The following is a 21,749-nucleotide window of genomic DNA, read 5'->3' as shown; positions in this document are numbered from 1 at the left end:
GCTCCTGCTGAATCAGACGCGACTATAGCGATTATTATTTAATTGCCACTTCAAATTAATAAATAGGTAGATGGCATTTCGCCATAACGTTGGCGCCAAAAAAACGAAAATAACCTGTTAGTTGCCGACCGTTGTCAAAAGGCGACGCAAAAGAGTTTCGTCGGTATTTTGTATTTTGCTGCGATAGAGAGTGACTGCCGGGTCGCGGTTTACTAGGATAGCCCTATGCCTCCATCCGTTGAGATCCAATGACCGACCATAGCGCCTTTGCCCTCGACGGGGTTGACCGTCAATTGATTGCCGCCCTGCAGGTGAACGCCCGCGAAAGCGTCGCCACCTTGGCTCGGAAACTGGGCATTGCCCGCACCACCGTTACTGCCCGCCTCGCCCGCCTGGAACGTACCGGCGTCATCGTTGGCTACGGCGTGCGCCTGGCCCAGCGCGCCTTGAGCGGCGGGCTGCAAGCCTACGTCGGCATCACCGTGCAGCCCAAGGCTGGCCGCGATGTGCTCAAGCGTCTCGGCGCCATGGCGCAGATCCAGCAATTGTGCGCCGTGAGTGGTGAGTTCGATTATGTGGCCTGGCTGCATACGGATTCGCCGGAACAGCTCGATGAATTGCTGGACCAGATCGGCGGCATCGAGGGTGTGGACAAGACCACCACCTCGATCATCCTGAGCACCAAGATCGACCGCGGGCGCGGCTGATAGATGCCAGCGTTACAAAATGGCATACTCTCGCATCACAATGACCGATAAACGATCATTTAGACGACAATCTGCGTCTTAATAACGTGCGCGCACCTACCTAGAATGCCGGGCATCGCTTTCTATACTGACAAGATCGCAACCCCGCGAGGTGCCCATGCTCAAGCCCAACCGCCATCCTGCTGGCTCCGACAAGCCGATTACCGTGTTCGGCCCGGACTTTCCCTTCCCGTTTGACCAATGGATCACCCATCCGGACGGTCTCGGCAGCATTCCGCAAGCCAATCACGGCAAGGAAGTGGCGATTATCGGCGCCGGCATCGCGGGCCTGGTGGCCGCCTACGAGCTCATGAAGCTGGGCCTGCGGCCGGTGGTGTATGAAGCGTCGCGCCTGGGTGGCCGGTTGCGTTCGCAGCCCTTCGAAGGTGCCGAGGGCATCATCGCCGAGCTGGGGGGCATGCGTTTTCCCGTATCCTCCACCGCCTTCTACCATTACGTGGACCTGCTCGGCCTGGAAACCCGGCCCTTCCCCAACCCGCTGACCGCGGCTTCCGGGAGCACCGTTATCGATCTGGAGGGGCAAACCTACTATGCCGAAAGCGCCTCCGAGCTGCCGCCGCTGTTCCAGGAAGTGGCCGACGCCTGGGCCGACGCACTGGAAGAACGCGCTCACTTCAGCGAGATCCAGCAGGCCATCCGCGACCGTGACACAGCGCGCCTCAAGGCACTATGGGATACCTTGGTACCTTTGTGGGATGACCGTACCTTCTATGATTTTGTCGCCACTTCGCGCTCCTTCGCCGGGCTGAGCTTCCAGCATCGGGAAGTGTTCGGCCAGGTCGGCTTCGGCACTGGCGGCTGGGATTCAGACTTCCCCAATTCCATGCTGGAAATCTTGCGCGTGGTGATGACCAACTGCGACGACCATCAGCATCTGGTCGTCGGTGGCGTGGAACAGGTACCGCTGGGCATCTGGCGGCACGCGCCCGAGCGCTGCGCCCACTGGCCCGCCGGCACCAGCCTGAGCAGCCTGCACAGCGGGGCGCCACGCTGCGGCGTGCAGAAAGTGGCGCGGGCAGCCAACGGCCAGTTCGCGGTCACTGACGTGTGGGGCCACACGCGGGTGTACCCGGCGGTTCTCGCGACCTGCCAGAGCTGGTTGCTGACCACCCAGATCGAATGTGAGGAATCGCTGTTCTCCCAGAAGATGTGGATGGCCCTGGATCGAACCCGCTATATGCAGTCGTCCAAGACCTTCGTGATGGTGGACCGCCCTTTCTGGAAGGACAAGGACCCGGTCACCGGGCGCGATACCATGAGCATGACCCTGACCGACCGCCTTACCCGTGGCACCTATCTGTTCGACAATGGCGAAGGCCAACCGGGAGTGATCTGCCTGTCCTACTCATGGATGAGTGACGCCCTCAAGATGTTGCCTCACCCCGTAGAGAAGCGGGTCAAGCTGGCGCTGGATGCCTTGAAGAAGATCTACCCTACCGTAGACATTGCCGGGCACATCATTGGTGACCCCATTACCGTTTCCTGGGAGGCGGACCCGCACTTCCTCGGTGCGTTCAAAGGCGCGCTGCCGGGCCATTACCGCTATAACCAGCGCATGTACGCCCATTTCGTGCAGAAGGACATGCCCGCCGAGCAACGCGGCATCTTCATTGCGGGCGACGACGTGTCCTGGACACCCGCCTGGGTGGAGGGCGCCGTACAGACGTCACTCAATGCCGTATGGGGCATCATGAATCATTTTGGCGGCAAGACTTCGCCCAACAACCCAGGCCCGGGCGATCTCTTCGACAGCCTGGGCCCTGTCGCCCTGCCCGATTGAGGTTCCCTTATGCGCATTGCCATCTACCAGGGGCCCGCCGGGCCTGGATCGAGCGAGCATAATCTGCGTCGCCTCGGGCACTGGGCCGCCGAGGCGGCTCGCCAGGGCGCGCACCTGGTGGTGTTCCAGGAAATGTTCCTCAGTGGTTACAACATTGGCGCCTCGGCCGCCCAAGCGCTGGCCCAGCCCCCGGATGGCGAGTTGCCGGAGGCGGTGGCCAGCATCGCCCGGGCTCAAGGCATCGCCATCGCCTATGGCTACCCCGAGGCGAGCGAACACGGGGCCGTGTACAACGCGGCGCAACTGGTGGATGCCCAAGGCCAGCGGCTTCTGGACTACCGCAAGGCACACTTGTTTGGGGCGCTGGACCGCGCCATGTTCAGCCCGGGCGATGGAGGCTTCGCCGTGGTCCAGCTTCATGGCTGGTCACTGGGCCTGTTGATCTGCTACGACGTGGAGTTTCCCGAAGCCGTGCGACAACTGGCCCTGGCCGGGGCCGAGCTGGTACTGGTGCCCACCGCCAACATGGCGGGCTTCGAGTTCGTCGCCCAGGTCACCGTGCGTGCCCGTGCCTACGAAAACGGCTGCTACCTCGCCTATGCCAATTACTGTGGGGTTGAAGCAGACCTGCATTACTGCGGCCTGAGTAGCCTGAGCGGGCCGGCTGGCGAGATCGTAGCCGCGGCCCAGGCCCAGGCCAAGGAGTGCCTGTTAGTGGCGGATCTGGACCGCAACCATCTCGCGAAGCTTCGAGCCTCGACCCCTTATCTCCAAGACCGGCGACCTGACCTGTATGATCACCCTTGACGTGATGTCAACTTAACGGCACGGCCTGATTTCAGCATGAGGCCTTCGCTGGCAACCCGTCGCCAAAGTTTTGGCCATGCCAGCGAACGATTTTTTCTCCGCCACACCTGGGAAAGCCAGCAATTCCAGCGGTTGCCGTGCTTTTCAACTGTAAAAACAATGCCTTTCAGGTCGGAGCCATCATCAAAAGCCAAAATGACATCATTTAGATGGCGTCAAATTAAAATATCGTTATGGATCAATGAGTTATATTGTCTCATGGAAAAATGGAAGGCTTCTAGCTGTTTTTTCGACGGAAACGATTGACAGCCCAACAGGAAAAAACGATATATCACTCATCCGGGCAAAGACTCGGACCGGGCCATGAAGTCCCGCAGAAGAAAATCCCCGCAAGTGTCCTAAGGCAGCCCCCGTTAAATGCTGGTGTTTTTAGCATGAAGGACTTCGGCTTACCTGAAGTTTTGTAACGTTCAAATGCTGCCCAACTTCAATGGAAGAGCCCTTGGCGTTGCCGCGAAATTCGCGTGCGGTATTACCAAGTCGCCCTGCTAATTATCAGCTGGGCTGGCGGTAGCTTTGGCCGAAGTTCGCACTTCGGCTGCAAATAAAGTTCATTCACGGATAGAGTGTCTTGTCATGTCGCCAACTTTTCGCTATGACCCGGTTTCCATCGCGCTGTTGGTCCACGATATGGACCAGCGTGGCCATGCCGTGATCGAACAGGCGTTTTGCGCTAATGAACTGGCAGACATGCGCCATTACGTCGAGCGGCACGCCAGCCAGCACAACGGCCGGTACTTCGCCTATCACGGCCTGGACGCGCTTGCCGACAGCCCCATGGCGCGGCTAGCCGCCTCGCCCGAACTGGCCACCTTGCTGGACCGCCTGCACCGCCATGCCACGGGCGCGAGCGCCGCCAGCCGCGAGATCTTCCCGGTGTTGCGCTGCGTCCAGGGCGGTAGTGGCGCCCGTGAATCCAATGCCTTCCATTACGACGCCACCTTGATCACGCTGCTGGTACCCGTCTTCATTCCCGAAGAAGGCCAACAGCGCGGCGACCTGGTGCTGTTTCCCAATCTGCGCCCGGTGCGCGCCAGCGTGGCCCTGAACGTAGCCGAGAAAGCGGTACTGCAGAACAGGCTCAGTCGCCGCTTGATCTGTCGCGGCATCGATGCCGGCTGGCTCAAGCCGCGTACCCTGCCCCTGGTGCCCGGCAACCTCTACCTCTTCTGGGGCTACCGCAGCCTGCATGCCAACCAGCCCTGTGATCCGCATCTCAGGCGCGCCACCGCCCTGTTCCACTACGGCGATCCACATGCCGGCAGCCTGGCTACGCGGCTGATCCTCACGCTCAACCAGCAACGCGCCCGACGCAGCGTTGCCCGCTCCGACACCGCCGCTTGATCTCCCTGGTCCGCACTGCAGCCCCACAGCCAGCCGCGCAAGCTTTGCGCAAGGAAGAGCCATGATCAATGTCACCAAGTCGTACATGGGCAATCTTGAAAAATTCAAAGCCTACGTCGACGGCATCTATGCCTCACGCTGGCTCACCAATCAGGGCCCACTGTGCTGTGAGCTGGAAGAGCGCCTGAAAGAATACCTGGGCGTGCGCAACATCGTGCTGGTGAACAACGGCACCATGGCCTTGCAAGTAGCCTACCGCGCCCTGGGCTTGCGCGGCAGCGCCATCACTACCCCGTTCAGCTTCATCGCCACCAGCAGCACCTTGCACTGGGAACGGATCCGCCCCGTGTTCGCCGACATCTGCCCGGCCACCTGGAACCTGGACCCGTCCCGCATCGAGGCAAGCCTGGCCAGCGATACCAGCGCCATCGTGGCCACCCATGTGTTCGGCAACCCCTGCGCGGCCGATGCCATCGACAGCATCGCCCAGCGTCATGCCCTGGCAGTGATCTACGACGGCGCCCACGCGTTCGGCAGCTTTCATGCGGGCCGGTCGGTGCTCAACCGGGGCCATGTCAGTACCTTGAGCTTCCATGCCACCAAGCTGTTCCACACCATCGAAGGCGGCGCCATCGTAACCAACGATGACGACCTGGCCGAGCGGGTGCGGCTGATGATCAACTTCGGCATCGCCGACTACGAAACCATCGAAGGTCTGGGCACCAATGCCAAGCTCAACGAATTCTCGGCCGCCATGGGCCTGTGCGTGCTCGACGACATCGCGTTGATCCTCGAGGAGCGAGCGCAGATCGCCGACTTCTACCAGCGCAGCCTGGGTGACTACCTCCAACTGCAACAGCCCACCGCCCTGAGCGAGCTCAACCACAGTTATTTCCCGATCGCCCTGGCCAGCCACCTAGACATGCTCGCGGCCCGGGCAGCCCTGCAGGAAGCGGGCATCAATCCCCGGCGCTATTTCTATCCGTCCCTGGACACCATCGACTACCTGCAGCCGCAATTGCCGCAGCCGGTCTCGCGCCAGCTTGCCGCCCGGGTACTCTGCCTGCCCATCTACCCCGGCCTGGCCAAGCCTGCCCAGCAACGCATCGTCGAAACCCTGCTACGCCAGTGCGAGTCGCCACGCTTCAACGTCGCGCCTCTGCGTCGCGCCCTTTAACCGACAGTCGCCGGGCTGGTCATGAACAGCAAACGATCGATTTTCCAGAACACCACGCTCAACTACGTTGGCCAGGCCTATGCGCTGCTGATCGGCATTCTGATCATGCCCTTTTACCTCAGCCACCTGGGCGCCGAGGTGTATGGCCTGATCGGTTTCTACACGGTGCTACAGACCTGGCTGCAGTTGCTGGACGTCGGCCTGTCGCCGTCCCTGGTACGGCAGATCGCCCACCACCACCATGCCGGCCCCTCGACCGGTCGCGGCAGTGGCGGCTTGCTGCGCTCCTTCGAGCTGATCTTCCTGCCTCTGTGCGTCGCCACGGTGGCCAGCATCCAGGCGGGCAGCCCATGGATCGCCGCCCACTGGCTCAACGCCCAGGCACTGCCGACCGACACCATCGTGCACTGTGTCGTGCTCATGGGCTGGATGGTTGCCCTGCGCCTGTACGCCACCCTCTACAAGAGCGGCCTGCAAGGCCTGGAACTGCACGGCTGGCTCAACGGCGCCAACGTAGTGATCACTACCCTGCGCTATTTCGGCGGGTTGTTCCTGGTGGCCTTCGTGTCCCAGGACGCCCTGGTGTTCTTCGAGTTCCAGCTCGCCGTGGCGCTGATCGAAACCCTGATCTTCGCCACCAAGGCTTACGGCCGTCTGCCCGCGCCGCGCTGGTTCAGCGGCTTCGACTGGGCCCTGGTCAAGCCCATCGTGCCCTTCGCCCTGAGCCTTTCGTTCACCTCGGTGCTGTGGATCGTGCTCACCCAGCTGGACAAGATGCTGCTCTCCGAGCGTCTGCTGCTGACCGAATACGGTTACTTCTCCCTGGTGGCGCTGATGACCACCGGCATCCTGATGCTGATCAACCCCCTGGTGCAAACCTTGCTGCCGCGCATGACCGTGCTCCTGGCCGAAGGCCGTCACGGCGACATGCACCAGCTCTACCTGGCGGCCAGCCGCTTTACCTGCACGCTGCTGTTTCCCCTGGCCAGCGTGATGGCGGTGCACGCCGGGGACCTGCTCTACGCCTGGAGCGGTGACCGCGCCGCCGCCGACTGGGGCAAGCCGATCCTGTTCTGGTACGCGCTGGGCAGCGCCATCATGGCCGCCAGCAGTTTCCAGTATCACCTGCAGTACGCCTACGGGCGGATCCGCTTGCATGTCTGGTACAGCCTGGTGTCGGCCGCGGTCACCGTGCCGGTGATGTGCCTGGCCATCGACAGCTGTGGCGCGCTGGGCGCGGCGGCGGCCTGGTTCGTGCTGCGCCTGCTGTCCTTCGCCATCTGGCCAAGGGTGGTGCACCAGCACCTGGCTCCCGAAATACACGGCGCGTGGCTGCGCGACATCCTGCGGATCAGCCTGATGACCCTGCTTGGCCTGGGGCTGACCGAGCCGATCGTGCGCTCGATGGCGGGCGAGGATCGCCTGCTGACTTTCGCCGGCCTGGCCCTGTGCGGCCTGGGAACCCTCGCGCTGGTGGTCGGCAGTGACCGCCTGCTGACCGCCAGGGTGGCTCTTCTGTTCAGCAAACCGAGTGTAGGACGATGAACATTCGAACCGAACAAGACATCATGCAGCGCTGGGGCGAGGCAAGGGTTCCCCTGCTCAGCATCCTTTGCCCGGCCTTCAATCAGCGTGCGTTCATCGCCGCCACGCTGGACAGCTTCCTGGCCCAGCGCACGGATTTCCCCTTTGAAATCCTGATCAACGACGATGCCTCCAGCGACGGCACCCGGGAAATCATCCAGGCCTATGCCCAGCGCTACCCGAAGCTGATCCGCCCGGTACTGCATGAACAGAACCAGTACCAGCAGGGCAAGCTTTTCTTCCCTGCGCTGTTCAACCTGGCCAAGGGGCGCTACCTGGCATATTGCGATGGCGACGACTACTGGACTGACCCGCTCAAGCTGCAAAAGCAGGTGGATTTCCTCGAGCACCATCCCGATTACGTCATCACCTATCACGATGCCGTGATGGTAAGCGAACGCGGCGAACTGGGCCTGCAACTGGGCCGCGCCTATCAGCGCGACGCCACGGCCCTGGAACTAATGCAAGGCAGGCGAATTTCCACCCTTACCGCCTGCTTCCGCAACGTCCTGCGCGAGCTACCCCGGGAGCTGGAACAAGCGCCCTTGATGGACGTGTGCTGGTGGTCACTGCTCGGCGCCCACGGCAAGGGCAAGTATCTGTCACACATCGCGCCCGGAGGTTACCGGGTGCACAGCGGCGGAATCTTCTCCATGCGCAGCGAGAAAAAAAAGCTGCACATGTCGCTGCAAACCGCCGCCTGCCTGGCCAACTACTACCACCACCGCGGCCAGCAGGCCCTCTACGAGCACTTTGTCACCCAGCTGTTCGGGTTGTCCCTGGCGGCGGTTTCGCCTTGGCAAAAGCTCAGCGCCCTGGGGCTGATGCTGGCCAATGTTAGCCGCAACCTGTGCCGCCGCCTGGCCTTGCCCGTGGGGAGAGGTTAGCCATGCAACCCGTCATTCCCCATCAGCAACCCCTTGTGAACACCGTCAGTCCTGGCCCAGGAGCAAGACCATGACCGCAATGCCTCGTACCAGCCTGGAATATCACCAGGACAGCCGCATCGACGTGGCAAGCATCCTGCGCATGCTGTTCGACCACAAGGTCCTGATCGCCTGGGTGGTGGGCCTGTGCACACTGCTCGGCATTGCCTATGCGGTGGTCGCCACGCCTGTCTACCAGGCCAATGCGATGATTCAGATCGAGCCCAAGAAAATCGGCCTGGATGCCACCCCGGTGTTCAACAGCAAGCCGACCTCAGTCTCCGAGGCCGCTACGGAGATCGAGCTGATCAAGTCTCGCGCGGTGCTTGGCCGGGTCATCACTGACCTCAAGCTGGACATAGTCGCGACCCCACGCTACTTGCCGGTCCTTGGCAAATGGTATGCCCGCCAGTTCAAGCCGGCCAACGGCCAACCGGCCGCCGCTCCACTGGGGCTGGATCGCTTCGCCTGGGGCGGCGAGCGCATCACCGTGGACGCGCTGGATGTACCCAAGGCGCTGCTTGGCCTGCCTTTGACGCTTGCCGTTGGCGCCAATGGCCAGTACACCGTGAAAGACCCGGACGGCCAGCCCTTGTTGAGCGGCCAGGTGGGCAGCGACAGCCAGGGCGGTGGCGTGAGCCTTTCTGTCAGTGAGCTGCAGGCCCGGCCTGGCACCGAGTTCCGTCTGGTGCGCAACCGGGAACTGGCCACCGCCCTGGAGTACCAGGAGCGCCTGAAGGTCAGCGAAGCCGGCAAGGATTCTGGCATCGTCTACCTCTCCATCCAGGATGCGGACCCGGCCCGCGCGGTAATGCTGGTCAAGGAAGTGAGCGACCGCTATGTACGCCAGAACGTGGAACGCAGCTCAGCCGAAGCTGCCCAGCGCCTGGATTTCCTACGCTCGCAACTGCCAGTGGTGCGCGCCGAACTGGAAAAGTCCGAACAGGCCCTGCATGAGTTCCAGCTGCGCACCCATGCCGTGGACATCGGCCAGCAGACCCGCGCCCTGCTCGACCAGGTAGTGGCCTACGACAATCAACTGTCGGAGCTGCGCCTCAAGCGCACCGACCTGGACCGCCTCTACACCCGCCAGCACCCGCAATCCGTGGCGCTGAGCCAGCAGATCGGCCAGCTCGAAGCGCAGAAGGCCAAGCTGCAGGGCGAGGTCGGCCAGTTGCCTGAAACCCAGCAGGAGTTGCTGCGCCTGACCCGTGACATGCAGGTCACCACCCAGACCTACACCAACCTGCTTAACCGCGTGCAGGAGCAAGACATCATCCGCGCCGGCAATATCGGTAATGTGCGCATCATCGACGCGGCCGATGCCAACGTGGAAGAACCGGTCAAGCCCATGCGCAAGCTGATCGTCGCCTTCGCCGCCGTGCTCGGCGCGCTGCTGGCAGTAGGGCTGATCTTCCTGCGCCAGGCGTTCTACCGGGGTGTGGAAAACCCCGAGAGCGTTGAGCAGCTCGGCTTGCCGGTGTATGCCTCGCTGCCCTTGTCGCGCCAGCAGGAACGCCTGAACCGCGGGCAGACCCGCAAGGGCCAGGCACCGTCACGCCTGCTCGCGGTAGTGGCGCCACGGGAAGCGACCATGGAAGCGCTGCGCAGTCTGCGTACCAGCCTGCACTTCGCCATGGCCGAGGCGCCCAACCAGGTCCTGATGATCACCAGCCCCACCCCAGGGGTGGGCAAGTCGTTCGTCTGCGCCAACCTGGCCGTGGTCAGCGCGCAGACCGGCAAGCGCGTGCTGCTGATCGACGCCGACATGCGCAAGGGCTACCTGCACCAGCAGTTCGGCGTGCAACCGCGCCACGGCCTGGCCGACGCCTTGGCCGGCAAGTTGCCATTCACCCAAGTAGTGCACGACACGCCTGTGGACAACCTGCAGATCATCTCCTGCGGTTACGCGGCCCCTAACCCGTCCGAATTGCTGATGCACCAGAACTTCAGCGACCTGCTGAACGCCCTGGCACCCCATTACGACCTGGTGATCATCGATACCCCGCCAGTGATGGCGGTAACCGATGCCACCCTCGTAGGTCGCCAGGCCGGCACCTGCATGATGGTCAGCCGCTTCGGCCAGAGCACGGTGAAGGAGGTGGATGTCGCGCGCCGGCGGCTGGCCCAGAACGGCGTGTCACTCAAGGGCGCGATCTTCAACGGCGTGATCCGCAAGGCGTCCACCGCCGAGTACGACTGCGCCTCCTATGGATACGACTACGGCGACAGCCGCGCCTGAGGCGCGAAGGACCGACAGCATGAATACCACCATTGCCATGATGCAGCCCTACTGGTTCCCCTACCTGGGCTACTTCCAGCTGATCGCCGGCGCGGACGTGTTCGTGCTCGGCGACGACCTGCAGTACGTCAAGGACGGCTGGATCAATCGCAACCGCGTGCTGTGCGGCGGCAAGCCCTGGTTGTTCAGCCTGCCACTGGCGCGAGACATCCACGGCCTGGCCATCAATGAGCGCTGCCTGGCCGACACCGCTGGCGGCGCGCTGGACAGCCTGCTCAAGACCCTGAGCCTGCACTATGCCCGCGCGCCTCAGCGGGCCCAGGTGCTACCGCTGCTGGAAAGCTGCCTGCGCTACCCGGAGCGCAACCTGGCCCGCTACCTGGAACACAGCCTGCGCCAGGTATGCGCCTACCTTGGCATCGATACACCCATCCTGCTGGCGTCCAGCCTGGGCATCCGCGATATCGCCGATAAGCAGGACCGGGTCGTCAAGACCATGCACCGGCTGGGGGGAAACCGTTACGTCAACGCTATCGGCGGGCGCGCCCTGTATGAAGAACATCGCTTCCGCCAGGCCGGCCTGAGCCTGCGCTTTCACCGCATGCATGACATCGCCTACGCCCAGTTCGGCCAGCCGTTCGTGCCCTGTCTGTCGATCATCGATGTGTTGATGTTCAACCCGGTAGCCCAGGTTCGCCAGTGGCTGAACGAGTACGACCTGCTGCTGCCCGCGCCTCGCCCGGCCCCAACGCCGGCAACCGCACCCTCACCGGTAGCCTCGCGCACCGCCTACCCCTTCGCCTAGGACATTGCCATGGACGCCACTGTCACCCGCACCAATGCCAACTGGTACCTGATCCAGACCAAGCCCCGCCAGGAAGCGCGGGCCGAGGAACATCTGGTTCGCCAGGGCTTCACCTGCTATCGGCCGCTGCAACCGCTCGCGCAACGGGCAAACCGCCTGCTTGAGCAACCGTTGTTCCCGGGCTATCTGTTCATCCGCATGGAGCGCGACGCCAACTGGTACCCGATCCGTTCGACCCGTGGCGTGTGCCGGATCGTGGCGTTCGGTCCACAGCCGTGCCCGGTCAGCGAGCATCTGATCGCCGGCATCCGCCAGCGGGCGGCCCTCGATGCCGCGCCACAGCCGTTCGAGCAGGGCGAGAAGGTGCGGGTGATCGCTGGCGGCAGCGAGCTGGAGGCCATTTTCCTGTGCAACGACGGCGATGAACGCGCGGTGATCCTGCTGACCCTGCTGCAACGCCAGCAGCGCGTCGTACTGCCCCGGCACAGCCTGCAGCGGGTCGCCAGCCATGCGTATTGAAGCCCGGCAGCAGCGCCGCTCTGGCGGCACCACCACCCTGGTGACCCTCACCTATGGCCAGCGCCTGAGCTACCTGCAAACGTTGGTGGCTCGCTCGTTGAGCAACTGGCGTATCCAGCGGGTGATCGTGGTCAACAATGCCTCCAGCGAAAACCTGCGTGCTTTGTGCGCAGCCTGGCCCGACCAGGTGGAGATCATTGACCTGCCCACCAATACCGGCTCGGCCGTGGGTTATCGGGTGGGTATCGAGGCGGCCCTGAGACGGGGCGCGGAGTACATCTGGCTGATGGACGACGATAACGCGCCCAGGCCCGGGGCCATCGATGCGCTGCACCAGCGCCTGTTCGAGTGCGCCCAGGGACGCGGCTGGGACAAGGCCGCGGTGATCGGCTTTCGCCCTACCCATCAGGCCGATATTGCCGCCGGCGTGCCGCGGCCGTTCGCGGTGCAATGGCGCTCCAGTTGCTTCGGCTTCCACGTGGCCCAGCTTCCATACAAGGTCTGGCGGCGCACACCCTGGGGGCGGCCCAAGGGCAAGCGTCTCCCGACTGGCCTGGTGAGATTGCCTTTCACCACCTACGGCGGGCTGCTGGCGCACCGCTCGCTTTACGAGCGCATCGGGTTGCCCCTGGAAGACTTGCTGCTGTACGCCGACGACACCGAGTACACCTGGCGCATCACGGCGTCCGGCGGCGATATCTTTCTCGCCACCGAGGCCGTGCTGGATGACCTGGAGCACTCGTGGAACATCAAGGCACGCACCGCGAACATCTACGAAACCTTCCTGCTCGGCAATTCGGAGTTTCGCGCCTATTACGCCGCGCGCAACCAGGCCTGGTTCGACAAGCACGTCTGGGCCGCCTCGGGCTGGCTGTACGCCCTGAATCGCTCGCTGTTCCTGTTCCTGTTGCGCCAGGTCGCCCGGCGCAAGGGCTCGCTGGAACGGCTCAACCTGATCGAACAGGCCATCCGTGACGGTGAGTCCGGACGCCTTGGCGCACACGAGTCCTACCCCCTATGAAGTTACTGTTCATCAATAGCCTGTATGCGCCTCACGTGGGCGGCGGCGCCGAGATCGTACTGCAACGCACTGCCGAGGGGCTGCAACGGCGCGGCGATGACGTGTGCGTGCTGGCCACCGGGCCGCAGCCCGGCCTGCATGTAAGCGAGGTGCGCGGGGTGAAGGTGTACCGCGCCGGCTTGCTCAACACCTATTGGCACTACAGTCCCCAGCGCCCTGGCCCCCTGGCGCGCCTGGGCTGGCACTTGCGCGACCGCTACAACGGCGCGATGCGCCAGTACGTGCGCGAAGTGATCCAGCGGGAAAAAGTGGACCTGGTGGTATGCCACAACCTGGCCGGCTGGTCTGTGGCGGCATGGGATGAAGTGTCCGCGGCAGGGGTTCCGATCGTGCAGGTGTTGCACGACCTCTATCTGCTTTGCCCTGGTAGCAACATGTTCAAGAAGGGCGCGCCCTGCAAGACGCCCTGCACACTGTGCAAAAGCCTGCGCCAAGGCCACGCCGAACGCTCGGGCCAGGTGGCGGCGGTGATTGGGGTCAGCGAATTCTTGCTACAGCGGGTTCGCGCCGCCGGCTTCTTCGGCCAGGCGCAGGCCAGCGTGGTCTACAGCGCCAGCCCTCGGGCGGACACCGGCGTCGCTGCTTACCAGCCCATGGCCGAGGCGGCGCCTGCGCCGGTGCGCTTTGGCTACATGGGTACTCTGTCGGAACAGAAAGGGCTGAGCTGGCTGATCGATCAGTTCAAGGCTCTGGAGGTGGCCGCGACCCTGGATATCGCCGGACGCGGCCAGGCCGCCTATGAGGCCGAGCTCAGGGCACAAGTGGGCGACAACCCGCGCATACGCCTGGTCGGCTACCAATCACCGGAACACTTCTATCGCGCCATCGACGTGGCGGTGGTGCCCTCTCTCTGGAACGAGCCCTTCGGCCTGGTGGCGGTTGAAGCCTGCGCCCATTCGGTTCCGGTCATCGCCAGTTGCCGCGGCGGCCTGACGGAAATCGTTCAGGACGGCGTCAACGGCCTGTTCTGCTTTCCCGAACAGCCTGCCTCCCTGGCCGCGGCCATGGGCCGGATCGCCCGGGACCACAGCCTGCGCCAGCGGCTTACCGACCAGGCCCATTGCAGCGTGGAGCACCTCCTGGACATGGAACGCATGCTCGATGCTTACCAGAACACCTTTAACGAAGTCGTGATCAAAGGACGTCCACGTCATGGCAGCAACCTTGCCGTACACAGCGACTGAGCGGCGGCCTGCCCTGGCTTTTCGCAAGTCCACGCTGATGGCGCTGACAGCCGCCAGCCTGGTCGGGGTGGAGACCTTTTCCGGCGCGCTGCGCTATTTCCTGGACATGGCCGGTGCCTCGGCCTTGCTGTACCTGCCCAAGGTGGCCTGCCTGGCGCTGTTCTGCCTGGAATTGCTGAGCGCGCGGCTGAGCCGCGGCTTCTGGCTGGCCCTGTTGTCGCTGTTGGCCTCGAGCCTGCTGGGCATGCTGCACGGCGCCAGCACCAGCAACGCCGGTTTCAGCCTGTTCATCTACAGCCCCTTGCTGTTCGGCATGCTCTGTGGCGCCTACCTGGAACGCCAGCGACACTTGATGGCCTGGGTGATCGCGCTCTGTCTTCTGGCCTCGATGCTGGGCATCCTGCTGGACAAGTACACCAGCGTGCCGTGGAAGGGCTACAGCTATAACCTGGGCGACACCACCTTGCGCGGCAACCAGGCCTGGTCCGCCGGCGGCACCGATCGCCTGGGCGGCTTCGCGCGGATGTCCACCACGGCGGCAATGATGATGGCGATCTATGCCCTGTACCTGACCGCCTTCACCCGCTCGCGCCTGTTCATGGGGCTGCTGTTCGCCAGCACCCTGGGCGCGATACTGCTGACCACCAACAAATCTACCGCGGCGGCCTTCACCTGCTCGCTGTTGCTGCTGCCCATCCTGCGCCGGCCGCTGCTGTGCCGCCTGCTGTTCCTGCTGGTGGTGGGGCTGGGCTTGGCCCTGCCGGTGCTGTCTGTGCTGCTGGACTTCGATGCCCATGCCACCACCGGCGATACCATGCTGTCCTCGTTCTACGACCGCCTGGTGAACACCTGGCCACTGGTGATCCAGGCCATCGACCGGGAAGGCTGGGGGGTACTGGGCGCCGGGTTCGGCATGATCGGCAGCAGCGTGGCGCTGTTCCCGGTGTATTCAGCCAATGTGCCCTATGTCACCGACAACACGGCGCTGTACCTGTGGGCCACCCTCGGCATTGGCGGCATCGTGCTCTATGCCGCGTTACTGCCATTGCTCACTGGCCTGGCCGCCCGGCGCGACTGGATGAGCGGCGCGCTCATGACCCTGACCTTCTGCATCGCCCTGATCAGCTGGACCACTGATGTGCTGGAGGTACCGGTGGCCGCGCTCTTCCTGGGCATTGCCGTTTCGCACCTGTTGTCCCGCGCTTCCGTCCCCGCTTTCGAGCAGTATTTACGAGAACTCTCCCGTGACCCTGTATTCCCTGCGCCACGCGCTCTGTAGCGTCCTGTTGCTGCTCAGCGGCGGGCTGCCCGCCTGGGCCGCCGCCCCGGATTTCATCGTCGGGGTACACACCCGGCTGTTCAATCTGCCGCGCCCGGTGGGTACACCCTTTGGCCTGATGCGCGAGGCCGGGGTGCGCTCGGTGCGTGACGACGCGTTCTGGTCCACGGTGGAGCAGCAGCCAGGCGTCCTGGGCATTTCGCCGGACTGGACCAAGTACCTGGCCGCCCAGCATGACAGCGGCATGGACAACATCCTCATGCTGGGCTACGGCAACCGTTTCTATTCCAGCGACAGCAAGCCCATCTACCCCACCGTGCGCGCGGGCTACGCGCGTTTCGTGGACTTCGTGGCACGGCGTCTCAAGGGCCAGGTAGGCTTCTACGAGGTATACAACGAGTGGGACCTGGAAGACTCGGTATCGCCGGCCTACAGCGACGCCTACCTGGAGCTGGTGCGCGACACGTCCGGTCAATTGCGCAAGATCGACCCCAAGGCGCGCATCCTGGCCGGCGCGGTGACCAGCCATGGCATCAAGGTTGGCTTCGCCGACCGCCTGCTGCAGGGCGGAGTCATGAAGTACGTGGATGGCCTCTCCCTCCACCCTTATGTGCATTGCGAAAAAACCGGCGGTGGCAATACCCCCGAGCATTGGATCGGCTGGATGCGCGAGCTGTCCGCCCACCTGGACGCGGTGGCCGGGCAGGCGGTGCCGCTGTACCTCACGGAAATGGCCTGGCACAGCACTGGCAGCCTGCATCCCTGCGGCATAGACGAGGACACCCAGGCGACCTACCTGGCGCGTGCCTACCTGCTGGCCAAGACGTTGCCCGCGATCAAGGGGCTGTGGTGGTACGACCTGGCCAATGACGGCAGCGACCCGGCCGAACAGGAGCACAACTTTGGCCTGCTGCGCAAAGACCTGAGCCCCAAGCCGGCCTACGCCGCGCTCAAGGCCATCGCCCCGGTGCTCAATGAATACCGCTACCTGCCAGCCGAAACCCGGCCCGTCGAGCCCGGCACCGCGCAGGTGGTACAGCTGATATTCGGCAAGGGCGAGCAACGTTTGCTGGCGGTCTGGACCCAGGGCGCGCCTACCCAGGTCACGCTCAACATGCCCGGCGCGCCGGCGGGCCCGGTGGACGTCACTGGCATGCCGCGCTTCATCAAACTCGAACATGTCATGAGCGGGCCAACCGGCCGGCTTGCAAACGAATTGCCGCACAAGGATGTAACAAGATGATCGTCGTCAATGCTCGCTTTCTGACTCAGGAGCTACGGGGCGTGCAGCGGTTCGCCGAGCAGATCTGCCTGTCGCTCAAGGCCCAGCGAAACGACCTTGTCTTCGTTTCGCCCCCGGGCATCCGGATGAAGGACACCGCCAAGGCCCTCGAGGCCGAAGTGATCGGCCGCCACCGCGGCCACCTCTGGGAACAACTGGACCTGCCTGCCTACCTACGTCGGCAAGGCAAGCCTTGGCTGTTGTCGCTGTGCGCGACCGCACCGCTGTTCTATCCACGGCAGGTGGTCACGCACCACGACATCACCTATGTGCGCCACCCGGAAAGCTATAGCTGGGCCTTTCGCACCGCCTACCGGCTCATGACCCCGCTGATGCTCAAGCGTGCCCACACCCTGATCACTGTCAGCGAGTTTTCCCGTCGAGAAATCGGCGGATTCTACGGGATTCCCGGGCAACGCATCCTGGTGGTGCCCAATGCCGTGAGCGGCGCCTTTCGCCCGCGACGGCTGGAGATCCCACGGCCTTACCTGCTGGCCGTGTCCTCGCCCAGCGCGCACAAGAACTTCGCCCGGCTGATCGAAGCTTTCCTGAAGATCGAGCATCACCCGGAGGTGGAACTGCGGATCGTGGGGGCCGCCAACGGCATCTTCGCTGACCCTGACCTGACCAGCCAGGCCACGCGCGACCCTCGCATTCGTTTTCTTGGCCGCCTGAGCGACACCGAACTGATCCAGCAGTACCAACTGGCCAGCGCCTTCGTATTCCCCTCACTGTACGAAGGCTTCGGCATACCACCGCTGGAGGCACAGGCTTGCGGCTGCCCCGTACTGGCCGCCAACGCGGCATCGATGCCGGAGGTGCTGCAATCGAGCGCGCTCTATTTCGACCCATTGGATGTGGACCAGATGGCCCGGGCCATGGCCCTGGTGCTGGACAACCCGACCATCGGCGATCACTTGCGCACCCTTGGCATGCGCAACGTGGCCCGCTTCAGTTGGCAAGCCTCGGCCCGCCTGATCAGTGACCGGCTCGACCAGCTGCAAGGCACCCGCAACGCCTCGCCCATCCTCACTATCAAGGCCGCCGAACGGCGCGCCAGGGAGCATCAATGAAAATCGCCATCGTCCATGACTGGCTGGTGACCTTCGCTGGCGCCGAGCGTGTGTTGGCGTCCATGTTCAAGCTATGGCCCCAGGCCGACCTGTTCTCGGTCATCGATTTTCTCAGCGATGAAGACCGTGCCCGCCTGGGTGGCAAGCGCGCCACCACTACCTTCATACAACGCTTGCCCAAGGCCCGGCGGCATTACCAGAAGTACCTGCCGCTGATGCCCATGGCCATCGAACAGCTGGACCTCTCCGGCTACGACCTGATCATTTCCAGCAGCCATGCCGTGGCAAAGGGTGTGCTCACCGGCCCGGACCAGCTTCACATTGCCTATGTACACTCGCCCATCCGCTATGCCTGGGACCTGCAACACCAATATCTGGCCGAAAGCGGCCTGCACAAAGGCCTGAAGGGCAAGCTGGCGCGGATGATCCTGCACTACATGCGCCTGTGGGACCAGCGTACCGCCGCGGCCGTGGATGAGTTCGTGGCCAATTCCCGGTTCATCGGCCGGCGTATCGACAAGGCCTACCGGCGCCCGTCCACCGTGATCTACCCGCCCGTGGACACCAGTGGCTTCAGCTTCAACAGTGAAAAGCAGGACTACTACGTCACCGCCTCGCGCATGGTGCCGTACAAGAAGATCCCGATGATCGTGGAAGCCTTCTCGGCCATGCCGGACAAACGCCTGGTGGTGATCGGCGATGGCCCGGAGCTCGCCAGGGTACGCGCCCTGGCTGGGCCCAACATAAGCGTGCTCGGCCCGCAACCCTTCGAAGTGCTGCGCCAGCATCTACAGAACGCCCGGGCGTTCGTGTTCGCCGCTGAAGAAGACTTCGGCATTACGCCGGTGGAAGCCCAGGCCTGCGGCACACCGGTGATCGCCTTCGGGCGTGGCGGCGTTCTGGAAACCGTGCGCGGCCTGGATGACCCATCGCCCACCGGGGTGTTCTACCCGCGGCAAAGCACCGAAGCCCTGATCGACGCGGTGGCGACCTTCGAGCGCGAGCAGTACCGCATCGACGCCCGGGCCTGCCGCGAGCAAGCCGAGCAGTTCAATGAGCGGCGTTTCGAACGCCAACTGCGCCAGTTCGTCGAGGTCCGGGCCGCCGAGGCCTTGCTGCCGACACCCATGGCGAATGCTCCACGCCTGGCCCTCGCGACGGCTCAGACGGCGGCACCAGCGCTATGAGCGGCCGACCTGACTGACCTGTGCGCGCCCGAATGACAAAGGCCTATTGACGAGACGACCTTATGGCAACTTCCAACAAGGGCATCCTCCACGCCCATCAGTCCTTCCTGTCCTTGGCGCACCGCCTGCTCGACCTGGCCGTGATTGCCGGTGGCACACTTTGGGTAGAGTGGCTGGACCTGCGCCCCATCACCAGCGAAACCTGGACCAAGGTATTGTTGGCCGTGCTCGTATTCCACTGGCTGAGCGAATACCACAAGCTGTACGGCTCCTGGCGCGGTGAGCGGGTGGGCCGCGAGCTGGCACGGGTGGCGGCCTACTGGTCGCTGACCTTCATGTGCCTGCTGGTGGCCGACCAGCTGTTGCCTACCGACGCGGCCCAGCCTACGGCTCATCAGTTGCAGGCCTTCGCTGTGGTGCTGGCGATACTCTGTGGCTATCGGCTGGCCATTCGCAGCAGCCTGCACAGCTTGCGCCGGCGTGGCTTCAACACCCGCAACGTGGCCATCGTCGGCACCGGCCGGGTAGGGGAACGCCTGGCCCTTTCCATGGCCCGGGCGCCCTGGATGGGGCTGCGGCTGTTCGGCTTCTATGACGACCAGCCGCAGCAGATGGACCTTTCAGGCTTGAACCGTCGGGTGACCGTGCGCGGTGGCCTGGACCAATTGATCGAACATGCCCGCCAGGGACGCATCGACAAGGTGTACATCACCCTGCCCATGGCCCAGGAGGCGGTGATCCTGCAACTGGTCAGGGCCCTGAGCGACACCACGGCCTCGGTGTACCTGATCCCGGACGTGTTCATGTTCGACCTGCTGCATGCGCGCAGCGAAAGCATCAACGGCCTTCCTAGCATCAGCCTGATCGACAGCCCCATGGAGGGGTCCAGCAGCCTGGTCAAGCGTCTGGAAGACATCGTTGCCGCCGGCCTGATCCTGGCGGTGATCGCCCTGCCGATGCTGCTGATCGCCCTGGCCATCAAGCTCACATCCCGGGGGCCGGTGCTGTTTCGCCAACTGCGCTACGGGCTCGATGGCCGCCCGATCAAGGTCTGGAAATTCCGCAGCATGACCGTTCAGGAGAACGGTGCCGAGGTGCGTCAGGCCAGCCGCGACGATGCCCGGATCACTCCCCTGGGCAAGCTGTTGCGGCGCACTTCGCTGGACGAGCTACCGCAGTTCTTCAACGTGCTCATGGGTGACATGTCCATCGTGGGCCCGCGCCCCCACGCGGTAGCCCATAACGAACAGTACCGCCGCCTGGTGAGTTGCTACATGCTGCGCCACAAGGTCAAGCCAGGGATCACCGGCTGGGCCCAGGTCAACGGCTGGCGCGGAGAAACCAACACCCTGGACAAGATGCAGAAACGGGTCGAGTACGACCTGGACTACATCGAACGCTGGTCGGTGTGGCTGGACCTGAAGATCATCGCACTGACGCTGTTCAAGGGTTTCGTCAACAAGAACGCTTATTGATGCTTTGGGCTGTGCAGCCCGTTTCCAAGGAAGACTTTCATGAAACTCAATGTGTGTTTCGCCATGTTGTTGAGCGCGGTGCTTCAGGGTTGTGCCTTCGCCCCGGGGCAACACATGACCCCCGACGATGCCTCCGAGGATACGGGCATCAACGGCCCGGTGCGGGTGGTCCAGATCACCAGCGCCAGCGTGGCCCAGGAACAATCGCTGTACCGTCCGCAACCGGTACCTGGCGAGCTGCTCGGCTTCAGGCCGGAGGAATACCGCATCGGCCCTGGGGATTCACTGGTGGTGACGGTGTGGGAGCATGAAGAACTGAACGCGCCTTCCGGGCCGGACCAGGGCAGCGCCGCCGCTCGCGTGGTACGTGGCGACGGCACCATCTACTACCCCTACATCGGTGCCATCACGGCGGGCGGCAAGACTGTCGAGCAGTTTCGCGCCGAATTGCAGCAGCGCCTGTCCCGCTACCTGACGGTGGCCAAGGTGGACGTGAACGTACAGGGCTACGAAAGCCAGCGGGTGGTATTGTCTGGCGCCTTCCGCAGCCCCGGGCCGCAGGCGCTCACCAATGTCCCGCTGTCATTGGTCAGCGCGCTGAGCAAGGCCGGTGGCGAAGCGGACAACGCCAACCTCGCCGGGCTGATTCTCAAGCGCGACGGCAAGGAATACCTGCTGGACATCGACACCCTCAACCGCAAGGACTCGCCGCTGAACCGGATCTACCTCAAGAACGGCGACCAGCTACACCTGGGTAATTACCGCGCCAACAAAGTGTACGTGCTGGGCGAAGTACACAACCCCCAGGTGATGAACTACGGCGGCAGTACCTTCAACCTGATGGAAGCACTGGGCAACGCCGGTGGGCTGAGCCAGGAAACCGCCAACGCCGAAGCGGTGTACGTGATCCGCAATGCCCAGGCCGATAATGGTGAACCTCCCACGGTGTTCTACCTCGATGCCCGCAAGCCCACGGCCTTCCTGTTGGCGCGCCAGTTCGACCTGCAGAGCGCGGATGTAGTGTTCGTCGGGCCGTCGAACATCACTCGCTGGAATCGTTTCATCAGCCAATTGTTGCCATCGGCCAGCGTAGTGGCCACTGGCGCGGCCTTCCGTAACTGACCCCAGGCTGCGCGCATCCTCTCTGTTACTCGAAATTTCCCCCCGCCACTCTGGG

General features: G+C 63.6%; 19 protein-coding genes. 18 read left to right on the top strand and 1 reads right to left on the bottom strand.

Going from position 1 to position 21,749, the window contains the following annotated elements:
- The first annotated feature begins 248 nt into the window (after positions 1-248).
- The 3 genes from BN1188_RS03055 (at position 249) to BN1188_RS03045 (ending at position 3,354) form a co-directional block, all read left to right on the top strand.
- The gene (locus BN1188_RS03055) at positions 249-707 is read left to right on the top strand and encodes an Lrp/AsnC family transcriptional regulator (protein WP_040259768.1); all 459 of its coding nucleotides are present in this window, start codon (positions 249-251) and stop codon (positions 705-707) included.
- Positions 708-864: 157 nt separating this feature from the next.
- On the top strand, positions 865-2,547 hold the full coding sequence (locus BN1188_RS03050; RefSeq protein WP_040259767.1) for a flavin monoamine oxidase family protein: 1,683 nt from the start codon (positions 865-867) through the stop codon (positions 2,545-2,547).
- Between the two features lie 9 nt (positions 2,548-2,556).
- The gene (locus BN1188_RS03045) at positions 2,557-3,354 is read left to right on the top strand and encodes a carbon-nitrogen hydrolase family protein (protein WP_040259766.1); all 798 of its coding nucleotides are present in this window, start codon (positions 2,557-2,559) and stop codon (positions 3,352-3,354) included.
- Here BN1188_RS03045 and BN1188_RS21555 read toward each other — a convergent pair.
- Positions 3,345-3,548: a hypothetical protein gene (locus BN1188_RS21555; protein ID WP_148485238.1), complete on the bottom strand. Its 204-nt coding sequence runs from the start codon at positions 3,546-3,548 to the stop codon at positions 3,345-3,347. The genes BN1188_RS03045 and BN1188_RS21555 overlap by 10 nt on opposite strands.
- A 442-nt stretch (positions 3,549-3,990) precedes the next feature.
- Between BN1188_RS21555 and BN1188_RS03040 the strand changes: the two genes are divergently transcribed.
- The 15 genes from BN1188_RS03040 to BN1188_RS02970 all read left to right on the top strand — a co-directional run bounded on the left by BN1188_RS03040 (position 3,991) and on the right by BN1188_RS02970 (position 21,694).
- Entirely contained in the window at positions 3,991-4,758 is a 768-nt protein-coding gene (locus BN1188_RS03040; protein WP_052469131.1) for a hypothetical protein, read from the top strand.
- Between the two features lie 61 nt (positions 4,759-4,819).
- The gene (locus tag BN1188_RS03035; protein WP_040259765.1) at positions 4,820-5,935 is read left to right on the top strand and encodes a DegT/DnrJ/EryC1/StrS family aminotransferase; all 1,116 of its coding nucleotides are present in this window, start codon (positions 4,820-4,822) and stop codon (positions 5,933-5,935) included.
- Positions 5,936-5,956: 21 nt separating this feature from the next.
- Complete coding sequence (locus BN1188_RS03030; RefSeq protein WP_040259764.1) at positions 5,957-7,480, top strand: lipopolysaccharide biosynthesis protein; 1,524 nt, start codon at positions 5,957-5,959, stop codon at positions 7,478-7,480.
- Complete coding sequence (locus BN1188_RS03025) at positions 7,477-8,406, top strand: glycosyltransferase family 2 protein (protein ID WP_040259763.1); 930 nt, start codon at positions 7,477-7,479, stop codon at positions 8,404-8,406. The genes BN1188_RS03030 and BN1188_RS03025 overlap by 4 nt, the downstream gene beginning before the upstream one ends.
- Before the next feature lie 70 nt (positions 8,407-8,476).
- A complete protein-coding gene (locus BN1188_RS03020) occupies positions 8,477-10,687 on the top strand; it encodes a polysaccharide biosynthesis tyrosine autokinase (protein ID WP_040259762.1) in 2,211 nt (736 codons plus the stop codon).
- A gap of 19 nt (positions 10,688-10,706) precedes the next feature.
- Positions 10,707-11,492, top strand: a complete 786-nt coding sequence (locus tag BN1188_RS03015) for a WbqC family protein (protein ID WP_084596139.1) — start codon at positions 10,707-10,709, stop codon at positions 11,490-11,492.
- Positions 11,493-11,501: 9 nt separating this feature from the next.
- Positions 11,502-12,011, top strand: coding sequence for a transcription/translation regulatory transformer protein RfaH (gene rfaH, locus BN1188_RS03010; protein WP_040259761.1), 510 nt, complete (start codon positions 11,502-11,504; stop codon positions 12,009-12,011).
- On the top strand, positions 12,001-13,032 hold the full coding sequence (locus tag BN1188_RS03005) for a glycosyltransferase (RefSeq protein ID WP_052469130.1): 1,032 nt from the start codon (positions 12,001-12,003) through the stop codon (positions 13,030-13,032). Before rfaH ends, BN1188_RS03005 begins: the two co-directional genes overlap by 11 nt.
- The gene (locus BN1188_RS03000; protein WP_040259759.1) at positions 13,029-14,276 is read left to right on the top strand and encodes a glycosyltransferase family 4 protein; all 1,248 of its coding nucleotides are present in this window, start codon (positions 13,029-13,031) and stop codon (positions 14,274-14,276) included. Before BN1188_RS03005 ends, BN1188_RS03000 begins: the two co-directional genes overlap by 4 nt.
- On the top strand, positions 14,245-15,555 hold the full coding sequence (locus BN1188_RS02995) for a hypothetical protein (RefSeq protein ID WP_232430889.1): 1,311 nt from the start codon (positions 14,245-14,247) through the stop codon (positions 15,553-15,555). Before BN1188_RS03000 ends, BN1188_RS02995 begins: the two co-directional genes overlap by 32 nt.
- Positions 15,521-16,798, top strand: a complete 1,278-nt coding sequence (locus BN1188_RS02990) for a hypothetical protein (RefSeq protein WP_052469129.1) — start codon at positions 15,521-15,523, stop codon at positions 16,796-16,798. Before BN1188_RS02995 ends, BN1188_RS02990 begins: the two co-directional genes overlap by 35 nt.
- On the top strand, positions 16,795-17,910 hold the full coding sequence (locus BN1188_RS02985; RefSeq protein WP_040259758.1) for a glycosyltransferase family 4 protein: 1,116 nt from the start codon (positions 16,795-16,797) through the stop codon (positions 17,908-17,910). Before BN1188_RS02990 ends, BN1188_RS02985 begins: the two co-directional genes overlap by 4 nt.
- A complete protein-coding gene (locus tag BN1188_RS02980; RefSeq protein WP_040259756.1) occupies positions 17,907-19,097 on the top strand; it encodes a glycosyltransferase family 4 protein in 1,191 nt (396 codons plus the stop codon). Before BN1188_RS02985 ends, BN1188_RS02980 begins: the two co-directional genes overlap by 4 nt.
- A 62-nt stretch (positions 19,098-19,159) precedes the next feature.
- Positions 19,160-20,572, top strand: coding sequence for an undecaprenyl-phosphate glucose phosphotransferase (locus tag BN1188_RS02975; RefSeq protein WP_040259755.1), 1,413 nt, complete (start codon positions 19,160-19,162; stop codon positions 20,570-20,572).
- A gap of 39 nt (positions 20,573-20,611) precedes the next feature.
- Positions 20,612-21,694, top strand: coding sequence for a polysaccharide biosynthesis/export family protein (locus BN1188_RS02970; protein ID WP_040259753.1), 1,083 nt, complete (start codon positions 20,612-20,614; stop codon positions 21,692-21,694).
- The last annotated feature ends 55 nt before the right edge of the window (positions 21,695-21,749 follow it).

It is taken from the genome of Pseudomonas massiliensis, from assembly GCF_000826105.1.
Lineage (GTDB): Bacteria > Pseudomonadota > Gammaproteobacteria > Pseudomonadales > Pseudomonadaceae > Aquipseudomonas > Aquipseudomonas massiliensis.
This window is presented reverse-complemented; position numbering and strand designations above follow the sequence as displayed.